Genomic DNA, 21,312 nt, shown 5'->3' on the forward strand with positions numbered 1-21,312 from the left:
GTATGACGGCCGAAGACAAGGCCAACAAAATCTTGCAACAAATCGACGCGTCTATCTTCCCACCTGTCCCAGCAGTGTCTATGTTCACCAATGGCCCCCTGGTCGGGGCCGCTCACCGGCCCGTACCCCCGTAGGGCCGGTTCCCTCACACCGGAGGTACCACGTGCGCAAAGTCGCAGTGGGTCTGCTCGGACTCTCGCTGACGGCGACTGGGCTGGTGACGGGCACGTCCGCCAGCGCGGCGCCGCCGGCGAACGGGCCGGCCGCCGCTCCGTCGGTCGCCGAGCCCGCCCACGCGGACCACGACCTGCCCAACCCGTTGGAGGACAAGCGGCGTGCGCTGCGTCAGGAGGGCCTGACCGAGGTCCTCACCGGCGCGTCGAAGCCGCAGAAGATCAACGGCAGCACCGTCGTCAAGGTCGGCGAGAAGGCCGCGACGGGCGCCAAGGCGGGTCGCGCCGCCAAGAGCACCAAGACCGGCACCGGTCCGACCGAACACCAGTACGTCGAGCTCTCCCGGGAGCAGACGGACAAGATCTTCGTGATCCTCGCCGAGTTCGGCAACCAGCGGCACCCGAACTACCCGGACCAGGACACCGACCCGGACACCCCGGGCCCGGCCCGGTTCGACGGACCGCTGCGCAACCAGATCCCGCAGCCCAACCGGGCCGTGGACAACTCCACCGTCTGGCAGGCGGACTACAGCGCCGAGCACTACCGGGAGCTGTACTTCGGGACCGACCCCGGCGACGAGTCGCTGAAGCAGTACTACGAGGCCCAGTCCTCGGGTCGCTACAGCGTCGAAGGCGAGGTCACCGAGTGGGTCAAGGTGCCGTACAACGAGGCGCGCTACGGCCGCTCCGGCGGCTACCCGTGCGACTCGAACGTCTGCACCAACACGTGGGCGCTGGTCCGGGACGCCGCCAACCAGTGGGTCGCCGACCAGAAGGCCGCGGGCAAGACCGACGCGGAGATCGCCGCCGACGTCCAGTCGATGGACCAGTGGGACCGCTACGACCACGACGGCGACGGCAACTTCAACGAGCCGGACGGCTACATCGACCACTTCCAGATCGTCCACGCCGGCGGTGACGAGGCCGACGGTGACCCCTGGCAGGGCGAGGACGCCATCTGGAGCCACCGCTGGTACGCCTTCGCGTCCGACCAGGGTCGCACCGGCCCGCCGGCCTTCCCGGCGGGTGGCACCCAGATCGGCAACACCGGCATCTGGATCGGTGACTACACGATCCAGCCGGAGAACGGCGGCCGGAGCGTCTTCTACCACGAGTACGGCCACGACCTCGGCCTGCCGGACGACTACAACGTCGTCAGCGGCGGCGACAACAACAACGAGCACTGGACCCTCATGGCCCAGAGCCGGCTCGGCGCCAAGAACGACGGTGGCATCGGCGAGCGGGGCGGCGACCTCGGCGCGTGGAACAAGCTCCAGCTCGGGTGGCTCGACTACGAGGTCATCCCGGCCGGGCAGAAGCGCACGCTGACGCTCGGTCCGCAGGAGTACAACTCCAAGGACGCACAGGCCGCCGTGGTGGTCCTGCCGCCGCGGGAGTACACGTTCGACAACGGCGCGCCGTTCGAGGGCACCAAGCAGTTCTTCTCGGGCAACGAGGACGACCTGAACACCACGATGACCCGGGCGATCGACCTGACCGGGAAGACCAGCGCCGCGGTCTCCCTCAAGGGTCGCTACTCGATCGAGGCGGACTTCGACTACCTCTTCTTCGAGGCGTCCACCGACGGTGGCCAGACCTGGGGCACGCTGCCGGGCACCGCGAACGGCCAGCCGCTCAAGGAGATCTCCACCGGGCGGTACGCGCTCGACGGCTCCAGCAACGGTCAGTGGGTCGACATCAACATCCCGCTGGACTCGCTCGTCGGGAAGGCCGTGCAGTTCCGGCTGCGCTACCAGACCGACGGCGGTGTGTCCGAGGGCGGCTTCTACGGTGACGCGATCACCGTGACCGCCGACGGCCAGACGCTCCTCACCGACGGCGCCGAGAGCGGCGCGGCCGGCTGGACCCTGGCCGGCTGGAGCATCGTGGAGGCGACCTACACCCGCGAGTTCGACAACTTCTACATCGCCGGCAACCGGTCGTACGTCTCGTACGACAAGTACCTGAAGACCGGCCCGTACTTCTTCGGCTACGCGAACACCCGCCCGGACTGGGTGGACCACTACGCGTACCAGGAGGGTCTGCTGATCTCCTACTGGAACACCCGGTGGGCCGACAACGACACGTTCGCCCACCCGGGCGAGGGTCGTAACCTGTACATCGACGCCCACCCGCGGCCGATCTACAACCTGACCGGTGCCCCCTGGCGGGCCCGCGTCCAGGTCTACGACGCGCCGTTCAGCCTGAAGAAGGCCGACTCGTTCACGCTCCGCCTGAACAGCCAGCCGCAGTACATCCGCGGCCAGGACGCGGAGCCGCTGTTCGACGACACCAAGAAGTACTGGTACGAGGAGCTGCCGAACCACGGCGTCAAGCTCCCCGCGACCGGCGTGAAGATCAAGGTCCTGGAGCAGGACGGCACCGCCATGAAGGTCAAGTTCTCCTGATCCACTGATCGACGGCAACACGCGATGCCCGGGCGGGTCACCTGCCCGGGCATCGCCCTTTCCGGAGGTGGGTCGGAACCGCGGGGCCGTCCGCGCCGTCGCACCACCGTGACGTACCCCCGCACCGCCGCCGCGCTGGCCGTGCTGCTGGCCCTCTCCGGCGCCGGCTGCACCCCGCCGGAGAACGGAGACACCGTGTCCGAGCGACCGCAGACCTCGGCCACCCCGTCGGCGAGCAGCCCACCGCCGAGCGGCCTGTCCAGCGGCGGCGCCGACCCGACCGGCCCGTCCGCCGGTGGCGGTGGCCCGTCGTCCGGTCGCCCCGCCCCGCCGCCGCCCGGCCTGCCCACGCTGCGGCCGCCCACCGGCCCGCCGGACAAGCCCAGTGACCTGCGCCGCTCCGACCTCCTCGCCGGCCGGATCAGCCGTGGCGGCTCCGGCCCGTGTTACGGCCTGACCACGGACGACGGCACCGAGTACGCGCTGTACGGCGAGAACCTGGGCACCTGGCCGACCGGCAGCTGGGTGCGGGTGACCGTCGGACCGGCCAGCGGCACCGCCGAGTGCGGCCCGGGGATCCGCAAGGACCTCCTCACGATCACGCGCGTGAGTTGACCGGCCCCGGGCTCACGCGGCGCGGCGCGGGGTGGCCTCGGGGAGCCCGCGCAGGTCACCTCGACCGCGCCGGGACCGGGGGCCCTAGGCTGGGGCGCATGACCGACCAGCACGGCGAGACCGTCGACGAGTCCTGCGTCCTCACCGAGGGGCCGTGGACGCACCGGTTCGTCGGGGCGAACGGCAGCCGGTTCCACGTGGTCGAGGCCGGCACCGGGCCGATGGTGCTCTTTCTGCACGGCTTCCCGGAGCACTGGTGGGCATGGCACGAGATGCTGCCCGCCGTCGCCGACGCCGGCTTCCGGGCGGTCGCGGTCGACCTGCGCGGTTACGGCGCCAGCGACAAACCACCCCGGGGGTACGACGGCTACACGCTCGCCGCCGACGTCGCCGGGCTGATCCGCGCCCTCGGTGAACGCTCCGCGACCCTGGTCGGCGCCGGTGCCGGCGGCATGGTCGCCTGGACGGCCGCCTCGTTCCACCCGTCGCTCGTACGCCGGCTCGTCGTGCTCGGGGCGCCCCACCCGCTGCGGTTGCGCGCGGCCATCTTCGCCGACCCGCGCGGGCAGTTCGCCGCGGCCACACCGACGTTGAAGTTCCAGCTGCCCCGCTACGAGCACGTGCTGACCCGGGACGGCGCCGCTCCCGTGGAGGAGCTGCTGCGCCGGTGGGGCGGGCCGGACTGGGTGGCCGGGCCGCACTTCGCCGCGTACGCCCAGCGCTGTCGGGAGGCGATGCGGATCCCGCAGGCGGCGTTCTGCGCCCTGGAGGGCTACCGCTGGGCGTTCCGCTCGGCGCTGCGGCTGCACGGCTACCGCTTCGTCAAGCTGATGCAGAAGCCCCTGGTCACGCCCACCCTGCAACTGCACGGCGCGCTGGACCTCGCCTCGCTGCCACGCACCGCCCAGGGCTCCGGCCGCTACGTCGTCGCCCCGTACGAGTGGCGGCTGCTCGACGGGGTGGGGCACTTCCCGCACGTCGAGGCGCCCGAGGTCGTGCTCGGTGAGGTGCTGCGCTGGACGAAGTCCTGAGCGGTGGGCCGCGCTGCCGCCACGGTTGGGCGTGCGGCGCCGGTCACCGCCGCTGTTCGCGCAGGTCGGTCACCTCGGCGGCGGGCGCCCAGCCCTGGTAGACACCGAAGTCGAACGGCTCCAACCGCATGGCCTGCGCCACCGGCCAGCGCCCACCCGTGTACTCCACCCGCAGCCAACCGTCGTGCTCACCCAGCACGATGAACGGCTGTCCCTGCCAGGTGCAGGTCGTCCGCACGTACGCCAGGTCCTCCACCTCGGTGGCGGGCAGCACCCGCACATACCGGCCGGGTCGGACCTCGTCGAAGCCCTCGGCCGGCTCCGGCTGGTAGAGGCGGACGTCGTCGCCGTCCGGGCTGGCCTGGTACTCCCGACCGCGCCAGCGGGCCACGTAGCCGTCGCGGATCATTCGGCACCCACCTCACGCCAGCTCACGGTGTCGGTGTCCAGGACGGCCACCACCCGCTCGCTGCCGTCCGCGCCCAGCCGCAGCAGCCGCGCGCCGTGCGGCAGCCGCGCGCTGTCCACCTTGAACTCCGCGACCACGTCGCTGCTCTCGCCCGGCGCGAAACCGTTGCCCCGGAACGGTGCCCGCTCGATCACCCAGCCCTCCATGGCCCGCATGGCCGCCTCGTTCTGCCCCCCGTACGGGATGCGGTAGAGACTCGGGCGGTGCGCCGGCCAGCGCAGCACGTAGATCTCCTCGGCGTCCCGGGAGAAGGGCGAGTCGGGATAGCCGAGCCCCAGAGCGTCGTACAGCTCGGCCGGAGTGGTCAGGTGGGCGAGTTCGTTGGCGCGGTGCACGAAGCCGGACACCCGGTCGTAGCCCCGCTCCAGGTAGTAGGTGAGCTGGCTCGGCGCGACGGCCTTCTGCATCAGCACCGGGCGGGACGGGTCGACCGCCTTCGGCGTGTGCCGGGGCCGCTCGGCCGGCGCGGGCGCCTCCTCGATCTCCCCCTCGTCGCCCAGGCCCACCTCGGCGGCCCAGCTCGCCAGCGCCACGATCTGCTCGCCGGGCAGCTTCGCGCCGACCGGACTGCCCGGATTGACCGCGAACGACCACGCCTCGTCCGGCCAGCGGCGGATCAGCTGGACGAACTTGACGCGTACCGTCTCGACCTCACCGTCGGCGTGGTCCGCCAGGCGCTCCGGCGAGGTGTACACCACGACGAAGGTCTCGCCGTCCAACTCCTGCGTACGCCACACGAAACCGGTGTCCCCGGGCCGGCTGCCGGGCGTCGAGTCCGGGGCCACCGGCAGCAGGACCCGGGCCAGCAGCAGCGTGGAGAGGAAGGTGTCCGTGCTGCCGGCACCGGCTGCGGAGAGCAGGTCCTCCTCGACCGCGTTGGCCGGCTGGAAGTCGACGGGCGGCTCGGCCACCGCCGGAGTGGTGTCGGCCGATTCCGCGATCGGCTCGTCAGCGGGCCGGGGCGGGGCGGATCCGCCGCCGCGCGGGTCGGCCGTGGCGTCGGCGCCCGTCGAGGCGGCGTCCGCGTATCCGGCGGCGCCCGTCGAGGCGGCGTCCGCGTATCCGGTGGACGGTCGGGCCGGCTCGGACGCGCCGAGCCCGGCCGTCGGATCGGTGGATCCGGTCTCGGTGTACGCCGTCGTCGGGTCGGCGGCCCCGGCCGCGGCGAACCGCATCGTCGCGTCGGCGGCGCCCGCCGAGGTGCCGGCACCGGACGTCGCCCCTCGACCCGCCCGCGGCGTCCACAGGTCGGCGCCGTCACCGGACGCCGCAGCGGCCCCACCCGCCTGGCGGACGCCCCACAGATCGTTGTCGCCCTCGGTACGCCCGTTCCCGGCTGTCGACGACCGATCGCCGGACCGGGTCGCCGAGGCCTCGCCGTCCGGCCGGTCGGACGCCCACCTTCGGCCCGGTGCCGGGGAACGAGGCTCGTCCTCCGGGTCGTCGGGCAGGTCCCGGGACGCGATGATCGTGCCCTCGATCACGATGGGCTTGAAGTCCTGCCGGGGCGCGGGCGGGGCGGAGACGGGCTCCGCGACGGACCGTGCCAGCTCCTCGACCGGCTCGGGGTGGCGGGGCGGTAACGGCTGCGTCCGGTCCTCGTCCGTGCCCGCCCAGGAGGGGCGTCCCGCCGACCGGTGCGGGCCCACCGAGGCCCGGAAGGCGCGGGTGACGTCCTCGGCCGACGGCTCGGGACGCGGCAGCGGCTGCGTCGCCTCGACCTCGGGCCTCCGGCCTGCCGGTGGGTCGTTCACGGGCGCGCGGGGAGCCGGGGTCGGCTCCCGGTCGGGCGCCAGGAACGCGTGGGTGGGTTCGGCCCCGACCGGACCGTGGAACGGGCGACGTCGGGGGAACGGCTGCTCGCCCCGGGCGAAACGCGACGGCGGCACCGCTCGGTCGGCCGGCCGGGCCGAGTCGCCGAGGGGGGCCGACCGGCGCCCGGCGGCCGGGTCGCCGAGAGGGGCCGACCGGCGCCCGGAGGCCGGCTCGAAGAAGGAACGCCGGGGCTCGGCCCCGTCCCCGTCCGCACGGGTGGCCGGCTCGTCGCGTCTGCCCGGGCCATCGGCCGTGCCGGCATCGCGGCCGCTGCCGCCGGTCCGCTCGGAATCGCTCCCCGCTCCGGGGCGGGGCGGAGCCGGCCAGCGGGATCCGGCACCGGGCCGGTCGTTGGCCGACGGCATGAACGGTGGCGGCGCCGACCGGCCGGAGACGAGGCGGCTCGGCTCCGCGGCGGGGCGGACGTTGTCCAGTCGGCCCGGCTCCGCGGGGTGGGCGCTGTCGAGTCGGCCGCGCTCGGCGGCCGGGCGCGTGCTGTCGAGTCGGCTTGGCTCCGCAAGCCGTCGTGCGCTGTCCAGGAGCCCTCGGCCCGTGGACGGTTGACGCGCGTCCGGTGGCGGGTCCACCGGACGGCGCGGAAGCACCGACTCCGCCGAGGACGACGAGCCGTTGCCGGATGAGGCTGGCACGGTGTGGACCGCGGCTCCCGGCTGCGGCCCGGCGGAGGGGACGTCCCCGGCACCGGCGGAGGGTCCGCTCGACGCGTCCCGACCCCCTCCGGCGGCACGGGCCCGGGCGAGCGTCTCGGCCCGCTCCAGGCGAGCCCGGGCACCGAGGGTGCGCCCGGGCAGCCGGACGTCACCCCGGGAGAGCTGCGTGACGAACCACGCCGGCAGGTAGCCCTCGACCGGCAGCCCCGGATTCACGGCGAGCCACCACTCGGGGTTGGGCCAACCGCCGGCCAACTCCGCGTACGGAGTTCGGCGCGTCGGGCCGGCGTTGTCGCCGAGGCAGGCCCGGAGGGCGGCGCTGGAGGTGAACGCGAGCACGTGCGTGCGACCGCCCGTGGTCCAGGTGCCCCAGCCCGCCGCGGCGGGGCCTGCCGACTGGGCGGAGACCGGGAGGAGGAGATCGGTCCGAGCCAGGATCCGGAAGTAGAGCTCCTGGTCGTTGGCGCGGAGCGCGTCGCGCATCGCCGCCTCGGCCTCCGTGGCCGGCTCCCATTCGGTCACGGCCACCTCTCCTCCCGAGAACAGGCCACAGGCATCGCCTAACAACCTACAAGGTAGAAGCAAGATCACAATGGCAGGCCGTCGGCGGTGCGCCGCGTCGGCGACGAGCCGATAACATCCCGTCCCGGAGCCGACACCATACGGAGGCGGTCGATGTCCTGGTCGATGACGCGCCCGGTCCTGACGACCCTGACGGCTGCCCTGTTGGCCGGTGTGTCCGCCGCTCCCGGCGTGTCCGCGACCCCCGGGCGCGGCGGATCGAATGTGCCCCGCAGCACATCCCAACCCGAGCCGGCTTCGCCTTCGGCTTCGGCGCTGCCCGGCGCGGGGCTGGTCCGGACCGCCGCCGTGCGCGCCGTCCACCTCGCGGCGCCGAACTGCGCGACGGCGTTGGCCCCGGCCCGACCGGTCGCCGCGACGCCGTGGCCCCAGCAGCGCTACGCGCCCGACCGGCTGGCCCCGCTCGCCACCGGCGCCGGGGTGACCGTGGCCGTCGTCGACTCCGGTGTGGACCGGGACCATCCACAGCTCGGCGATCGGGTGCTCGACGGCACGGACCTGCTCGACGACGGTGGCGACGGCAGCCGCGACTGCGCCGGTCACGGCACCGGCGTGGCGAGCATCATCGCCGCCGCGCCGCACCCCGGTGTGGCGTTCCGCGGTCTGGCACCGGGTGCCCGGATCCTGCCCGTCCGGGTCAGCGAGCAGCAGGTCGTCGAGGGGCGGGAGTCGGGGCGTACGGTCAGCGCCGGCGATTTCGCCCGGGCGATCCGCTGGGCCGTGGACCACGGCGCCGACGTGCTCAACCTGTCCGTCGTGCTGTACGCGGACGAGCCGGCCGTCCGGTCCGCCATCGGGTACGCCGCGGCCCGGGACGTGGTGGTCGTCGCCGCCGCCGGCAACCTCCACGAGAGCGGTGATCCTCGGCCGTACCCCGCCGCGTACGACGGGGTGCTCGGGGTCGGCGCGATCGCCGCCGACGGCGCCCGCGCCTCCTTCTCCCAGGTCGGCCCCTACCTCGACCTGGTTGCCCCCGGGAGCGACGTGCTGATGGCAGCGCCGGGTCAGGGGCACAACCGCGCCGAGGGGACCAGCTACGCGGCTCCGTTCGTCGCCGCGACCGCGGCGTTGCTGCGCGAGTACCGCCCCGAGTTGACCGCCGCCCAGGTGGCGGAGCGGATCCTCGCTACCGCCGATCCGGCACCGGACGCCGAGCGGGACGGCGGGTACGGCGTGGGCGTGCTGAACCCGTACCGCGCCGTCACCGAGACCGGTGGCGCGAGCGGACGAGCCCGTGCGGCGGTGGCGCTGGTCGAGGAGGCACCCGACCCGGCCCGAGCGGCGTTGGGGGCGCGGCGGGACGCGGCCGAGGAGCGGGCCCTGGTGCTGGCGACGGTCGGCGGCGCGGCGGCCGGTGTCGTCGTGCTGCTCGCGCTGGTGCTGCCACGCGGCACCCGCCGGGGCTGGCGCCCCGCAGACCCCGCATGACGGCGGCAGGCCGCAGCTGGCGGCGGTCCGCCGGACGCCCGGGACGGCAGGGACCCGGGGTCGGTCGACGACCCCGGGCGCCTCGCCTCACTGGAACAGGCCGACGTTCTTCTTCTCGGTGTCCAGGTAATCGGTCGCGGAGTCGTCCACCGCGAGCTTGATGTCGCGCAGCATCGCCTGCAGGTCCTGCGAGGCCGCGCGCCAGCGCGACTGCCGCTGCTCGTAGGCCTGTCGCGCCTCACCGTTCCAGCCGGCCACCAGCGGCGCGGCGTCGCGCTCCAACTGGCCGAGCTGCGACTCGAGCGTGTTCAGCGCCTTCTGGATGTCCACGCCCGCCTGCTGCAGCGCGGCGAAGTTGACGACCAGCACACCGTTGTCCACCTGCGGTCTCCCTCCCCCTGGATCAGCTCGGTCAGAGCGGCAGCTGGATGCCGCCGCGGTTGGTGCCGGCGACACGGCCGGCGGCCTCGGTGTCCGAGGCGTCGTAGTGCTGGCCCGCGGTGCGGATCGCACCGGCGGTCTCCCGCAGGGCGCGCTGCAACGCCGCCTGATCCTGCGCCCACTGCTGCTTGACCTGCTCGAACGACCGCCCTCCGGCGCCGCGCCAGGCCTGCTGCAACACCTCCAGCTCGGCCATCAGGCTGCTAAGCATGGATTGCAGCGACTGGTCCACCTGCTCGAACTTCGCGGCGGTCTGCTGCATCACCGCGGCTTCCGCCTGGGTCTGGGACACTGTCGGACCTCACCTCGTCTCGTCGGTCGTGGCTGGCCGTCGGCGCGCCCGCCGGGGGAACGCACCGCTCGCGCGCCCGGTCAAGGGGCTCGGCGGGCACGGGGGGTCAGCGGAACTCGTGGCTGACGGTAGTCGCCCGGTTGCGCTTCTGCTACCCCGCCCGGCTCCCCTGTGGACAACGGAGACCCGTCGATTCGCTTACGATGTGCGGCAGTCGGGTAGCAGGTAGTGATCGACGGGAGGCGCGGTGACGCTGACCACCGCGAACGGCGTACGCCCGGTCACCGGCACGTCACCGAGCAACCCTCCCGGCCCTTCCGACAGCGCGGCGGGCACCGACCCGCCCGCGTCCGCGCCCCTGGTGTTCCCGGCGTGGGTCTCGGGGCGGCGCCGCCCGCACGGCCCGCGCGCCGGTCAGGTCGCCACCGCGCAGGTGGCGGTGGCACTGCCCCTGGCCGCGCTGGGTCACGGTGCCGGGGTCCTGGTGGGGGCGCTGCTGGTGGCCGCCGTGCTGCTGCCGCTGGCCTGGGTGCGTGTCCAGGGGCGCTGGCTGTTCGAGTGGGCCGGCCTGGGCCTCGGCTACCTCACCCGAAGGCGGGTGCTGCCGGCGGGTGCCGGAGCGGCAGCACTGCTCGACCTCGTGGCCCCCGGCTTGGTGGTCCGGCCGGCGGAGCTGGCCGGGGCACCCGGCGCCGTGCTCGACGACCCGGCCGGCCTGGTGGCGCTGCTGGAGATCGGTGAGCCGGGTGAGCTGCTCGGCGACGGTCCAACGCCCCTGCCCAGCCCGGCGGCGCTGCTCCCACCGGCCACGATGGCCGGTCCACCGGTCCGGATCCAGTTGCTGGTCGCCCACACGTCGGCACCGGCACCGACGTCGGGCGGCACGGCCGGCACGTCGTATCGGCAGCTGACCGACGGGCGGCTGGCCGGTCGGGAGCAGGTGGTGCTCGCCGTGCGGGTGCTCCGCGTCGACAGCTGGTCGGCGGCGGAGGCGCGGCAGGCCCTCGCCGGGACCGTGCGGCGGGTCCTCCGGCGGCTCGGGCCACTCAACCCGCGCCCGCTCGGCGTGGACGCGGTGCGGCGCGTACTCACCGAGCTGGCCTACCACGACGGAGCGTCGCTGCGCGAGTGCTGGTCGGCGGTGCGCGGCGGCGACCTGTCACAGACGACCTTCCAGCTGACCCGCTGGCCGGACCTGAGCGGCGACGGCGGCCGGCGACTCGTGAGCCGGCTGCTCGCGCTGCCGACGACCGCGAGCACAGTGTCGCTCTCCGCCGGCCCGCAGCCGGCCGGCCCGCCGGTGCCGGCCGAGCTGACCGTACGCCTCACCGCCCGGTCGCCGGCGGAGCTGGCCCTGGCGACGCGGGCGCTGCACCGACTGGTCACCGGTGTGGGCGCGGAGGCCCGCCGGCTGGACGGCGACCAACTCGCTGGTCTGGCGGCCTCCCTACCGCTGGCGCCACCGGGCGGTCCGGGTCAGCCCGCGCCCGCGCTCGACGAGCTGGAGTTGGTGGTCGGCGACGCGGGGTTGATGCTCGGGACGAACCGGCACGGCGCGGCGGTCACCGTCCGGCTGTTCCGCCCGGAGGCCACCCGGGTGCTGCTCGTCGGCGGCGTGCCGGCCGCGCAGCTCGTGGCGGTGCGCGCGATGGCACTCGGCGCGCGGGTGATCGTGCAGACGGCCCGGCCGCGGCTGTGGGAGCCGTTCGTCCGGGGCGTCGGCGCGCCGGGCGCGACGATTCCGTTGCTGCCGCCCGGCCGCCCGCTCCCGGAGGGACCGCCGACGCCGCTCACGCCGCTGCTGATCGTGGTCGACGTGGGACCGGTCGCGGTCGAGCCGGAGCCCGGTCCGCCGTGGCGGTCCACTCTGGTGGTACGCGACCAGCTCACCCCGGCCGACGTGGACGCCCTGAGCCGGGCCGATCTGGCCGTGCTCCAGCCACTCGATCCGGGCGAGGCCGAACTGGCCGGAACCGCGCTGGGGCTCGGCGAGTCCGCCGAGTGGCTGACCCGCATCCGGGACGACATGGTGGCCGTGGTCAACCGGCGGGCGCTGCGCTGGGCGCGACTCGCCACCACGCCGATCGAGTCCCAGCTGATCGGCCGCCCGTCCCGCCGCTGACCAGCCGGCGGGCATTGGGCGATCTCCACGGGTTCCCCCATTGATCCGTCCGTGGCACGATCCCCGCCATGGATTTCCTGAAGGGCCTGCTGATCCGGCTGGCCACCACAGCGCTGGCCTTCTGGTTGGCCACCCTGATCATCCCGGGCATCCGGCTGGAGTCGGACTCCGTCGTGGAGACGGTGACCACCCTGGTCCTCGTCGCGGTGATCTTCGGTGTGGTCAACGCGGTGCTCCAGCCGATCATCAAGACCGTCGGCTGTGGCTTCTACCTGCTGACCCTCGGCCTGATCGCGCTGGTCGTGAACGGTCTGCTCTTCCTGTTGACCGGCTGGATCGCCGGTGAGGCGGGGCTGCCGTTCGAGGTGGACGGCTTCTGGCCGTCGGCGGTGCTGGGCGCTCTCTTCGTCAGCATCGTCACCTGGGTGCTCGGCGCGATCCTCGACCGCGACTGATCCGCGCGGGAGGGGAACACGCACCGATGGTCGCGCCACCTCCGGGAAGTAGTGGTCTCACGGCACGCCGGAGGCCACTACTTCCCGGATCCTGCGCCACGTCGCCGCGGACGGGCGCCCGGACCAGAGGGCGGGAATTGGCTCGCGCGCCCGACGGGGCGCGAGGCTAACGTCAGCGGGGTGTTCACCCTTTCCCGCGCCGACGGCTACCTGCTCAGCACCGATCCCGAGCGCCTCGACCTGGATCGGGTGCATACCTGGCTCAGCACGGACGCGTACTGGGCGCTCGGGCGGGACCGGGCGACGGTCGAGAGCGCCTTCGCGGGCTCGATCCCGTACGGCGTCTACCGACCGGGCGACGGCGAGCAGGTCGCGGTTGCGCGGGTGGTCACCGATCGGGCGACCTTCGCGTGGCTCTGCGACGTCTACGTGGACCCGTCGGAGCGGGGCAACGGGTTGGGCACCTGGCTGGCCCGGGCCGTACGCGACCACCTCGCGACGCTCGGCGTACATCGGATCCTGCTGGCCACCCTCGACGCGCACGGGGTGTACGCGAAGGTCGGCTTCGCTCCGGCGGTCGCGGACCGCTTCATGGAGCTGGACCGGCGCGACCAGGCGTCCGGACCCGAGCTGGACCCGCGCGAGCAGACGAGACGTCCGGTGACCCCGGTCACCGGAAAGGAGCATGGGGATCTGTCACCCCTTACGGTGGAGGGGTGACTCCGCTCCGCCTGGGATACCTGTACGGCTTCGGCGCATACCTGCTCTGGGGCTTCTTCCCGCTGTACCTCAAGCTGCTGCGACCGGCCGGGCCGCTGGAGATCCTCGCGCACCGGATCGTCTGGTCGGTCGTCTTCGTGGCGCTGCTGCTCGCCGCGCTGCGCAACATCGGCTTCCTGCGGGCGCTGGCCCGTCGCCCCCGGGCACTGGCCGGAATCGGTGTCGCGTCCGCGCTGATCGCCGTCAACTGGGGCACCTACATCTACGGCGTGAACTCCGACCGGGTGGTGGAGACCGCGCTCGGCTACTTCATCAACCCGCTGGTGGTCGTGCTCCTCGGGGTGACCGTCCTGCGCGAGCGGCTGCGGCCCGCGCAGTGGGCGGCCCTGGGCGTCGGCGCGCTGGCGGTGGCGGTGCTCACCGTCGACTACGGTCGGCTGCCCTACCTGGCGCTCACCCTGGCCCTCAGCTTCGGCGGGTACGGCCTGGTCAAGAAGCGGCTCGGGTTGCCGGCGGCCGAGGGGCTGTTCGTGGAGTCGGCCGTGCTGGCCCTGCCGGCCGTGGGTTACCTGGGCTGGCTCGCGGCGAGCGGCGAGGCCGCGTTCGGGCACGTCTCGGCGGGGCACACCGTGCTGCTCGTGCTGGCCGGAGCCGCCACCGCGATTCCGCTCCTGCTCTTCGCCGGGGCGGCGAACCGGCTGCCCCTCACCAACCTCGGCATGATCCAGTACCTCGCGCCGATCCTTCAGCTCGCCTGCGGTGTCCTCATCTTCCACGAGCCGATGCCGCCGGCCCGGCTCGCCGGCTTCGCGCTGGTGTGGCTCGCGCTGATCGTCTTCACCGTCGACGCGGTCCGCAACGCCCGCCGCACCCGCGCCCAGGCCCGCTCCGCCCCTCTCCGCGATCTTGCAGTCAGCGCCCGCGAGATGGGCTGACCGTCCCGATTCGCCGGGGCGGAGAGTGCGAGATCGCGGCGAGGTGGGGGCGGGTCAGCGGACGTCGTAGCCCAGGACGGGGGTTCCGTCGGCGCGCAGCAGCTCCAGCCGGACCAGCTCCGCGTCGGTGAACCGGGTCGCGCCGCTGAACCGTACGTCGTCGCCGGGCGCGGCCAGCCAGGAGCCGATCTGCTCGGTCGCGCCGTCCGGGCCGTGCGCCACCAGGCGGAACGTGTACGCCTTGCCGTAGCCGGCGCGCGCCTCGTAACCGCAGTGCATGGTCACCTCGGTGCCCCAGTCGGTGCCGGTCAGGCCGATCTCGGCGCGCACCGGCACACTGCCGCCGACCGGCTGCATGGCCACCATCCGGACCTCCACCGGCGTCGGCGCGGTGTCGCGGGGCAGCACGACGGCCGTACCGACACCCACCACCAGGGCCAGCGCCGCCGCGGCGAGCCCGGTCAACGCGTACCGCCGGCGGGTCGCCGCCCGCTCGCGGTGCCGGCTCCGGCGCGCCTCGTCGAGCAGGGCCGGCAGCGCCGGACCCGACGGGGGCGGCAGGAACTGCTCCAGTCCGGCCGGGTCGAGCCGACCGAGCAGTCCGGGCAGCACCGCGATCTCGGCCACCGCGTCCCGGCACTCGGCGCACCCGGCCAGGTGCCGCTCGTACGCGGCGCGCTCGGCGGGAGCGAGAGCACCCAGCACGTACGCGCCGTCGTCGTGCGCGAACTCGCACCGGGTCATCCGGTCACCCCCATCTCGGCCAGGACCAACCGTAGTGAGCGCAGCGCGTAGTGCGTCCGTGACTTGACCGTGCCCGGCGGCACCCCCAGCCGTGACGCCGCCTCGGCCACCGAGCGCCCCTGGTAGAAGCACTCCACGAGCACCTCCCGGTGGGTGGGGCTGAGCCGGTTGAGGGCCTCGGCGACGGTCCACGCCTCCACGGCGCGCTCGGCCTCGTCCACCACCTCCGGCGGTTCCGGCAGTTCGTCGGTGTAGATCTCACCGACCCGGGTGGACCGTCGCCGCCACGCGTCGATGGCCAGGTTGCGGGCGGTGGTGAAGAGCCAGGCGCGGACGGAGCCGCGCCGCGGGTCGAGCGACTCGGGGTGCCGCCACGCGCGCAGCAGGGTCTCCTGGACCAGGTCCTCGGCCCGTTGCCGGTCGCCGTTGACCAGTCGCAGGGCATGCGCGTACAGCGCCTCCGCGTGCTCGTCGTGCAGCGCGCGGAGCAGTTGGGCGTCGTGGTCGGTGATGGCGGTCTCCTCGCTTCCGGCGCGGGTCGCGGCGGTGCGTTCAACCGGGAATACGTGCGGCCACCACCAATGGTTCAGCCCGAGGTCAGGCGCGCTTTGTCCGGTCCCGCCCGGACGAGGTGTTCACGCCTGGTTCACACTCCGGCCGACGCTCGCTCACCGGGTCCTCCTAGCGTCCGGCGGGTATGCGCGCCGACCTGACGGTCCCGCGCCACCACACCGACCCAGGAGGCTCCCCCCATGAGCGACCGCCCCCGGTTGCTGCCGCTGCTGGGCTCCACCCGCCACGGCAGCCGCGACGCGATGACCTGTCTCTACCGCTGCGGCAACGCATGCGACCACCCGGTTCCGAACACCTCCGACAACGCGTACTTCGGTGACGTCGTGAACGGCGAGATCACCCGGCGGGGCGTCGTCCGGGCCGGCGCGGTCGGCGCGCTGGTGCTGGGCTTCGGCGGCGCGGCCGCCGGCGCGCTGGCCGGTGCGGCGCCCGCCGCGGCCGCCGCGGAGACGCCGGTGGTGCCCGAGGCCACCGAGTTCGCCCGCCCGTCGCAGGGCATCGGCAGCGGCGCGCTGACGTTCAAGCCGATCCCGCCGAACAAGCTGGACACGCTGGTGGTGCCGAACGGCTACGACCACGCCGTCGTCATCAAGTGGGGCGACGAGGTCGTTCCCGGCGCGCCGGCGTTCGACGTGCACCGGCAGACCGCCGCCGCCCAGGCCAAGCAGTTCGGCTACAACAACGACTTCGTCGGGGTGCTGCCGCTGGACAAGCAGGGCCGGCGGGCGCTGCTCGTGGTCAACCACGAGTACACCAACGAGGACCTGATGTTCCCGGCCTTCCCCGGCCTGGACAACCTCTCCGTCGAGCAGTTGCGGATCGCGATGGCCGCGCACGGCATGTCCGTGGTGGAGCTGGAGCGGGTCGACGGCACCGGCCAGTGGCGGCCGGTGGACCACGGCCGCCGGCCGTACAACCGGCGGATCAGCGCGCTGGCCACCAAGTTCGACCTGACCGGCCCGGCCGCCGGTTCGGCGTGGCTGAAGACCGCCGCCGACCCCAAGGGTCGTACGGTCGTCGGCACGCTGAACAACTGCGCCGGCGGCGTGACCCCGTGGGGCACGGTGCTCTCCGGCGAGGAGAACTTCAACCAGTACTTCGTGGGCGGCGACGGCGCCCCGGCCGAGCTGAAGGCGAAGCTGGAGCGGTATGGCATCCCCACCACCGCCCGCTACCCGAGCGGCAGCCGCAAGTGGGACCGTGCGGACGAGCGGTTCGACCTGGCGAAGAACCCGAACGAGGCGCACCGCTTCGGGTGGATCGTCGAGATCGACCCGTTCGACCCGGAGGCCCGCCCGCGCAAGCACACGGCGCTGGGCCGGTTCAAGCACGAGGGCGCGAACGTCATCGTCGCCAAGGACGGCCACGTGGTCGCGTACATGGGTGACGACGAGCGGTTCGACTACCTGTACAAGTTCGTCTCGGACAAGAAGTTCATGAAGGGCAACTCCTGGGCTGCCCGGAAGCACAACCTGACCCTGCTGGAGTCCGGCACCCTCTACGTCGCGAAGCTGGACCAGACCAGCGCCGACGAGATCGACGGCTCGGGCAAGCTCCCCTCGGACGGCGCGTTCAACGGCCGGGGCCGCTGGATCAAGCTGGTCAGCGGCAACCGCTCGTACGTCGACGGGATGACCGCCGCGGACGTGCTCACCTTCACCCGGCTCGCCGGTGACAAGGTCGGGGCGACGAAGATGGACCGGCCCGAGGACGTCGAGCCGAACCCGCTCACCGGCAAGGTGTACGTGGCGCTGACCAACAACACCAACCGGGGCGTCGGCAGCAACCCGAAGGCCGACGAGGCCAACCCGCGCAACGCCAACAAGCACGGGCAGGTCCTGGAGCTGGTCGAGGACCGCGGTGACAACGCCGCCGAGTCGTTCGCCTGGTCGCTGCCGATCGTCTGCGGCGACCCGGCCGACGCGTCGACCTACTTCGCCGGGTACGACAAGACCCAGGTCTCCCCGATCTCCTGCCCGGACAACGTCGCCTTCGACGCCACCGGCAACCTCTGGATCTCCACCGACGGCAACGCTCTGGGCAGCAACGACGGCCTCTTCGCGACTGCCCTGGAGGGCCCGGAGCGGGGTCACCTCAAGCAGTTCCTGACCGTGCCGCTCGGCGCGGAGACCTGCGGCCCGTTCATCACCGGCGACAACCGCTCGGTGTTCGTGGCCGTGCAGCACCCGGGTGAGATCACCGGCGCGTCGATCGAGAAGCCGGCGTCGAACTGGCCGGACGGCGACTTCGCCAAGCCCGGCGTGGTGGTCACCTGGCGTCTCGACGGCGGCCCCGTGGGCAGCTGACGTTTCCCCGGCGGTCCGGAGCCGACCGCCGTCGTGGGGCCCTCTCCCAGCCTGGGTGAGGGCCCCACGTCATGTCGGGGGGCACCACCACCACCGCCGGGCCGGGCGGGCCGGAAGCGCCGGCGCTCAGTGCTCGGCGGCGATGCCGTCGGCGACGGACCGGGCGACGGTGAGCAGCTTGGCGCGGACCACCCGGGCGGAGGTCATCATCTCGCTGGCCGGGAGCGCGCAGGCGAGCACGACCCGACGTTCCATGTCCTTGTCGGGGCTGACCAGCACCGAGGCGCAGGCCACGCCCTGTCGGAACTGCCCGAGCTCCAACTGCATGCCCCGCCGCTCGCCGGCGGCCAGGTCCGCCTCGAACGCCTCGGCGGTGGTGAGCGTGGCGGTGGTGAAGGGGCGCATGCCGTACTCCCGCAGGTAGCGGAAGCGCTGCTCCGCCGTGAGCGTGGCGAGCAGGCTCTTGCCCAGCGCCGTCGCGTGGGCGCCCTCGTCGAAGCCCGGGACCAGATCCTCCATGTACGGCGAGCGGGCCCCCTCGGCGACCGCGGTCACCGCGACCTGGCCGCCCACGAACCGGCCCAGGTAGTGGCTGTAGCCGGTGTCGACGGCGGCCCGGCGCAGGGTCTCCCCGACGGCCGGCGGGCCCCGGAACGCGGTCACCAGTTCCCGGTAGCGGTCCGCCACCTCCAGCCCGACGATGTACGTGCCGTCCTCGCGGCGGATCACGTAGCCCTCGTACGCCAGGGTGCGCACCAGGTGGTAGGTGGTGGCCACGGTCAGCTCGCAGCGCCGGGCGATCTGTTTCACGGTCAGCCCCTTGGGGGCACGGCCGACCGATTCGAGCACTCGTAACGCGCGGGAGACGCTACGGATCAGGTCCGAAGGTTCTGCCAAGGGGTCGCGCACAACCACCTCCGCCGCCGGGGACTTACACCATATGAAATCCAGGCCCTCGGCGGAACGCCTGTTCGGGTCGAGGATGCCAGACCGTCATCAACAGTTCGTACACCAACGGACACGAAACGTGCTGGCCGCCGGGGCGGCGTAGGTTTGCCGGGCCATGACCGAAAGCACTCTCACCTCCGCCCCGGCGCCCGCCCCGACCCGGCCCGTCCGCGCCGCCGCCAGCGCCATCGTCGTCACCATCGCCTGCGTCCTGCCGGTGTTCCTGGTCGGTGGTCTCGCCGTCCAGCTGGAAGCCGACCTCGGCTTCTCCCCCGCCGGGCTCGGCCTCGCCGTGTCGCTCTACTTCGGTGTCGGAGCGCTGGCCTCGGTGCCCTCCGGGGCGCTCGCCGAGCGGTACGGACCGGCGGTGGTCGCCCGGGCCGGGATCCTGCTCTCCGCCGCCTGCCTGCTCGCGGTGGCCGTGCTGGCCCGGTCGTACGCGGTGCTGCTCGGCCTGCTGGCGCTCGCCGGAATCGCGAACGCCCTCGGCCAGCTCGCCAGCAACGCCGCGCTGGCCCGGCACGTCCCGCCGCGGCGGCAGGGCCTGTCATTCGGCATCAAGCAGGCCGCCATCCCGGTCTCCACCCTGCTGGCCGGGGCGGCGGTGCCCACCATCGCGCTCACCGCCGGCTGGCGCTGGGCGTTCGCCGTCGCCGCCTGCGCCGCGCTGGCCGCCCTGCCGGCCGTACCCCGACGGGAGGCCCGGCAGGGACGACGCGCGGGCGGCGCGCGGGCCGGTCGGGGCACCGGAGCCCTCGTGGTCATCGGCGTGGCCGCCACGCTGGCCGCGGGCGCCGCCAACGCACTGGGCACGTTCGTGGTGGACTCCTCCGTCGACCGTGGGCTGGCCCCGGGCCTGGCCGGCCTGACACTGACCCTGGGCAGCGCGGTCTGCGTGACGGCCCGGGTCGGTGCCGGTTGGCTCGCCGACCGCCGCTCCGGCGGGCACGTCGCCCTCATCGCCGGCATGCTGGTCGTCGGCGCGGGCGGGTTGGGGCTGCTCTCGGTGGCCGGCCCGGTGCCGCTGGTGGTCGGTGTGGTGCTCGGCTTCGGCCTGGGCTGGGCCTGGCCCGGGTTGATGAACTTCGCCGTGGTCCGGCTGCACCCGCAGGCTCCGGCCGCCGCCACCTCGATCACCCAGACCGGGGTGTACGCGGGCGGCTGCCTCGGCCCGCTCTGCCTCGGCGCGATCGCCGCCCGGACCGGCTACTCGGCCATGTGGAGCACGGCGGCGGTGTCGATGCTCGTGGCCGCCGCCCTCATGCTCACCGGCAGCCGCCTCCTGGCGCGTCCCTGACCGATCGGACGGTCGCGGCGGTTACCGACGGACCGCCCGGGTCGCGGCGGCTGCCGGCGGACGGCCCGGGTCGCGCCGCGGAGTTCGGTGGGACCAGCCTCGCGCGGTCAGCTGGTGCGGTCGGCCACGAAGTCGCAGAGCGACTCCAGCGCGCGGCGGGCCGGGTTGTGCGGCAGCGGCGCGAGGCTGGCGCGGGCGTCCTCGGCGTAGCTGCGGACGGTCTCCCGGGCCCGCTTCAGGGCCGGGCTCTCCCGCAGCAGGCCGAGCGCCTCGGCGTGCAACGCGTCGTCGGTGACCGCGCCGGCGGCGAGGATCTCCCGCAGCCGGACGGACGCGGCGTCGGAGTCGTCGCCGGCGCGGGCGTAGAGCACCGGCAGGGTGGGCACCCCCTCGCGGAGGTCGGTGCCGGGTGTCTTGCCCGACTGGACCGACTCGGAGGCGATGTCGAGCAGGTCGTCGGAGAGCTGGAAGGCGACCCCGATGGTCTCGCCGTAGCCGGCGAGCGCCTCGATGTGCTCCGGCGCCGCTCCGCCGAACATCGCGCCGAAGCGGGCCGAGGTGGCGATCAGGGAGCCGGTCTTGCCGGCGATCACCTGGAGGTAGTGCCGTACCGGGTCGTCGCCCGGGCGCGGCCCGACGGTCTCGGCGATCTGCCCGTGCACGAGGCGGGCGAAGGTGCGGGCCTGCAGGCGTACGGCCTCGGTGCCCAGGTCGGCGGCGAGGTCCGCGGCGCGGGCGAACAGGTAGTCGCCGACCAGGATGGCCACCGAGTTGGTCCAGCGGGAGTTGGCGCTCGGTGCGCCCCGGCGCACGGCCGCCTCGTCCATCACGTCGTCGTGGTAGAGGGTCGCCAGGTGGGTGAGCTCCATCACGACGGCGGCGGGCACGACCGGCCCCGCCGTCGGGTCGCCGAACTGGGCGCCCAGCGCGACCAGCAGCGGGCGGAACCGCTTGCCGCCGGCCTCGAGAAGGTGGCGGGCGGCCTCGGTCACGAACGGGTCGGCGCTGGCCACACTGGCCCGCAGCTCGACCTCGACATCGTCGAGCAGGGCCAGCACGGACGCCTCGAGCGCCGGATCGGCGAGATAGAGGCCGAGATCTCCGAACTGCCCCGTGCTCTGCCGGCTCCGGCGGCCGCCGGAGCCGGTGGCACCTGTACGCTCGCCAGCCGGATTCACCACGCCTCCACCATGCCACACGCGTTCGACCTGCCCCGGACGGGGGCGACGTGCGAACGGGACTCGGACATGGCACGGGGCCGGTACGCCGTGGCGTACCGGCCCCGGT

General features: G+C 73.8%; 18 protein-coding genes. 10 read left to right on the plus strand and 8 right to left on the minus strand.

Going from position 1 to position 21,312, the window contains the following annotated elements; all coding sequences use genetic code 11:
• Positions 1-178: 178 nt before the first annotated feature.
• The 3 genes from GA0070620_RS20225 (at position 179) to GA0070620_RS20235 (ending at position 4,227) form a co-directional block, all read left to right on the plus strand.
• Positions 179-2,581 (plus strand): immune inhibitor A domain-containing protein, encoded by a 2,403-nt coding sequence (locus tag GA0070620_RS20225; protein WP_091593183.1) that lies wholly within the window; start codon positions 179-181, stop codon positions 2,579-2,581.
• A gap of 108 nt (positions 2,582-2,689) precedes the next feature.
• On the plus strand, positions 2,690-3,196 hold the full coding sequence (locus tag GA0070620_RS20230) for a hypothetical protein (RefSeq protein WP_091593185.1): 507 nt from the start codon (positions 2,690-2,692) through the stop codon (positions 3,194-3,196).
• A 98-nt stretch (positions 3,197-3,294) separates the two neighbouring features.
• A complete protein-coding gene (locus GA0070620_RS20235; RefSeq protein ID WP_091593187.1) occupies positions 3,295-4,227 on the plus strand; it encodes an alpha/beta fold hydrolase in 933 nt (310 codons plus the stop codon).
• Positions 4,228-4,270: 43 nt separating this feature from the next.
• On the opposite strand, the gene GA0070620_RS20240 is transcribed toward GA0070620_RS20235, so the two are convergent.
• Positions 4,271-4,636, minus strand: coding sequence for a hypothetical protein (locus tag GA0070620_RS20240; protein ID WP_091593189.1), 366 nt, complete (start codon positions 4,634-4,636; stop codon positions 4,271-4,273).
• The gene (locus GA0070620_RS20245) at positions 4,633-7,704 is read right to left on the minus strand and encodes an SseB family protein (protein ID WP_157741683.1); all 3,072 of its coding nucleotides are present in this window, start codon (positions 7,702-7,704) and stop codon (positions 4,633-4,635) included. Before GA0070620_RS20245 ends, GA0070620_RS20240 begins: the two co-directional genes overlap by 4 nt.
• 264 nt (positions 7,705-7,968) lie before the next feature.
• Between GA0070620_RS20245 and mycP the strand changes: the two genes are divergently transcribed.
• Positions 7,969-9,192 (plus strand): type VII secretion-associated serine protease mycosin, encoded by a 1,224-nt coding sequence (gene mycP / locus GA0070620_RS20255; protein WP_172836467.1) that lies wholly within the window; start codon positions 7,969-7,971, stop codon positions 9,190-9,192.
• Positions 9,193-9,279: 87 nt separating this feature from the next.
• On the opposite strand, the gene GA0070620_RS20260 is transcribed toward mycP, so the two are convergent.
• Entirely contained in the window at positions 9,280-9,573 is a 294-nt protein-coding gene (locus GA0070620_RS20260; RefSeq protein WP_091593193.1) for a WXG100 family type VII secretion target, read from the minus strand.
• Between the two features lie 31 nt (positions 9,574-9,604).
• Entirely contained in the window at positions 9,605-9,925 is a 321-nt protein-coding gene (locus tag GA0070620_RS20265) for a WXG100 family type VII secretion target (protein WP_091593194.1), read from the minus strand.
• A 247-nt stretch (positions 9,926-10,172) separates the two neighbouring features.
• Here GA0070620_RS20265 and eccE point away from each other — a divergent pair, with 247 nt between their 5' ends.
• From eccE to rarD, 4 genes are all read left to right on the plus strand, one after another.
• Complete coding sequence (gene eccE, locus GA0070620_RS20270) at positions 10,173-12,047, plus strand: type VII secretion protein EccE (RefSeq protein ID WP_172836468.1); 1,875 nt, start codon at positions 10,173-10,175, stop codon at positions 12,045-12,047.
• Between the two features lie 68 nt (positions 12,048-12,115).
• Positions 12,116-12,502, plus strand: a complete 387-nt coding sequence (locus tag GA0070620_RS20275) for a phage holin family protein (protein WP_091593196.1) — start codon at positions 12,116-12,118, stop codon at positions 12,500-12,502.
• 180 nt (positions 12,503-12,682) lie between these two features.
• The gene (locus tag GA0070620_RS20280) at positions 12,683-13,222 is read left to right on the plus strand and encodes a GNAT family N-acetyltransferase (protein WP_091593197.1); all 540 of its coding nucleotides are present in this window, start codon (positions 12,683-12,685) and stop codon (positions 13,220-13,222) included.
• Positions 13,219-14,157 carry an EamA family transporter RarD gene (gene rarD / locus GA0070620_RS20285; RefSeq protein ID WP_091593199.1) on the plus strand — a complete coding sequence of 313 codons (939 nt, stop codon included), beginning with the start codon at positions 13,219-13,221 and terminating at the stop codon, positions 14,155-14,157. Before GA0070620_RS20280 ends, rarD begins: the two co-directional genes overlap by 4 nt.
• Before the next feature lie 54 nt (positions 14,158-14,211).
• Here rarD and GA0070620_RS20290 read toward each other — a convergent pair whose 3' ends face one another.
• Complete coding sequence (locus GA0070620_RS20290; RefSeq protein ID WP_091593202.1) at positions 14,212-14,901, minus strand: anti-sigma factor family protein; 690 nt, start codon at positions 14,899-14,901, stop codon at positions 14,212-14,214.
• Positions 14,898-15,392 carry a sigma-70 family RNA polymerase sigma factor gene (locus GA0070620_RS20295; RefSeq protein WP_231922451.1) on the minus strand — a complete coding sequence of 165 codons (495 nt, stop codon included), beginning with the start codon at positions 15,390-15,392 and terminating at the stop codon, positions 14,898-14,900. Before GA0070620_RS20295 ends, GA0070620_RS20290 begins: the two co-directional genes overlap by 4 nt.
• Positions 15,393-15,653: 261 nt before the next feature.
• Between GA0070620_RS20295 and GA0070620_RS20300 the strand changes: the two genes are divergently transcribed.
• Positions 15,654-17,780: a PhoX family protein gene (locus tag GA0070620_RS20300; protein WP_091593206.1), complete on the plus strand. Its 2,127-nt coding sequence runs from the start codon at positions 15,654-15,656 to the stop codon at positions 17,778-17,780.
• A gap of 126 nt (positions 17,781-17,906) precedes the next feature.
• On the opposite strand, the gene GA0070620_RS20305 is transcribed toward GA0070620_RS20300, so the two are convergent.
• Positions 17,907-18,689, minus strand: coding sequence for an IclR family transcriptional regulator (locus GA0070620_RS20305; protein WP_091593208.1), 783 nt, complete (start codon positions 18,687-18,689; stop codon positions 17,907-17,909).
• 154 nt (positions 18,690-18,843) lie between these two features.
• On the opposite strand from GA0070620_RS20305, the gene GA0070620_RS20310 reads away from it, so the two are divergent.
• Positions 18,844-20,025 (plus strand): MFS transporter, encoded by a 1,182-nt coding sequence (locus GA0070620_RS20310; RefSeq protein WP_091593210.1) that lies wholly within the window; start codon positions 18,844-18,846, stop codon positions 20,023-20,025.
• A gap of 107 nt (positions 20,026-20,132) precedes the next feature.
• On the opposite strand, the gene GA0070620_RS20315 is transcribed toward GA0070620_RS20310, so the two are convergent.
• Complete coding sequence (locus GA0070620_RS20315; RefSeq protein WP_091593212.1) at positions 20,133-21,206, minus strand: polyprenyl synthetase family protein; 1,074 nt, start codon at positions 21,204-21,206, stop codon at positions 20,133-20,135.
• Positions 21,207-21,312: the final 106 nt, after the last annotated feature.

Source organism: Micromonospora krabiensis (assembly GCF_900091425.1).
GTDB lineage: Bacteria > Actinomycetota > Actinomycetes > Mycobacteriales > Micromonosporaceae > Micromonospora > Micromonospora krabiensis.

What these genes read in the sequence shown, in the direction of transcription:
- GA0070620_RS20290 (WP_091593202.1), bottom strand. Translation starts at nt 14,901, where the DNA reads ATGACCCGGTGCGAGTTCGCGCACGACGACGGCGCGTACGTGCTGGGT.
- GA0070620_RS20310 (WP_091593210.1), top strand. Translation starts at nt 18,844, where the DNA reads ATGACCGAAAGCACTCTCACCTCCGCCCCGGCGCCCGCCCCGACCCGG.
- GA0070620_RS20275 (WP_091593196.1), top strand. Translation starts at nt 12,116, where the DNA reads ATGGATTTCCTGAAGGGCCTGCTGATCCGGCTGGCCACCACAGCGCTG.
- GA0070620_RS20300 (WP_091593206.1), top strand. Translation starts at nt 15,654, where the DNA reads ATGAGCGACCGCCCCCGGTTGCTGCCGCTGCTGGGCTCCACCCGCCAC.
- GA0070620_RS20235 (WP_091593187.1), top strand. Translation starts at nt 3,295, where the DNA reads ATGACCGACCAGCACGGCGAGACCGTCGACGAGTCCTGCGTCCTCACC.
- GA0070620_RS20240 (WP_091593189.1), bottom strand. Translation starts at nt 4,636, where the DNA reads ATGATCCGCGACGGCTACGTGGCCCGCTGGCGCGGTCGGGAGTACCAG.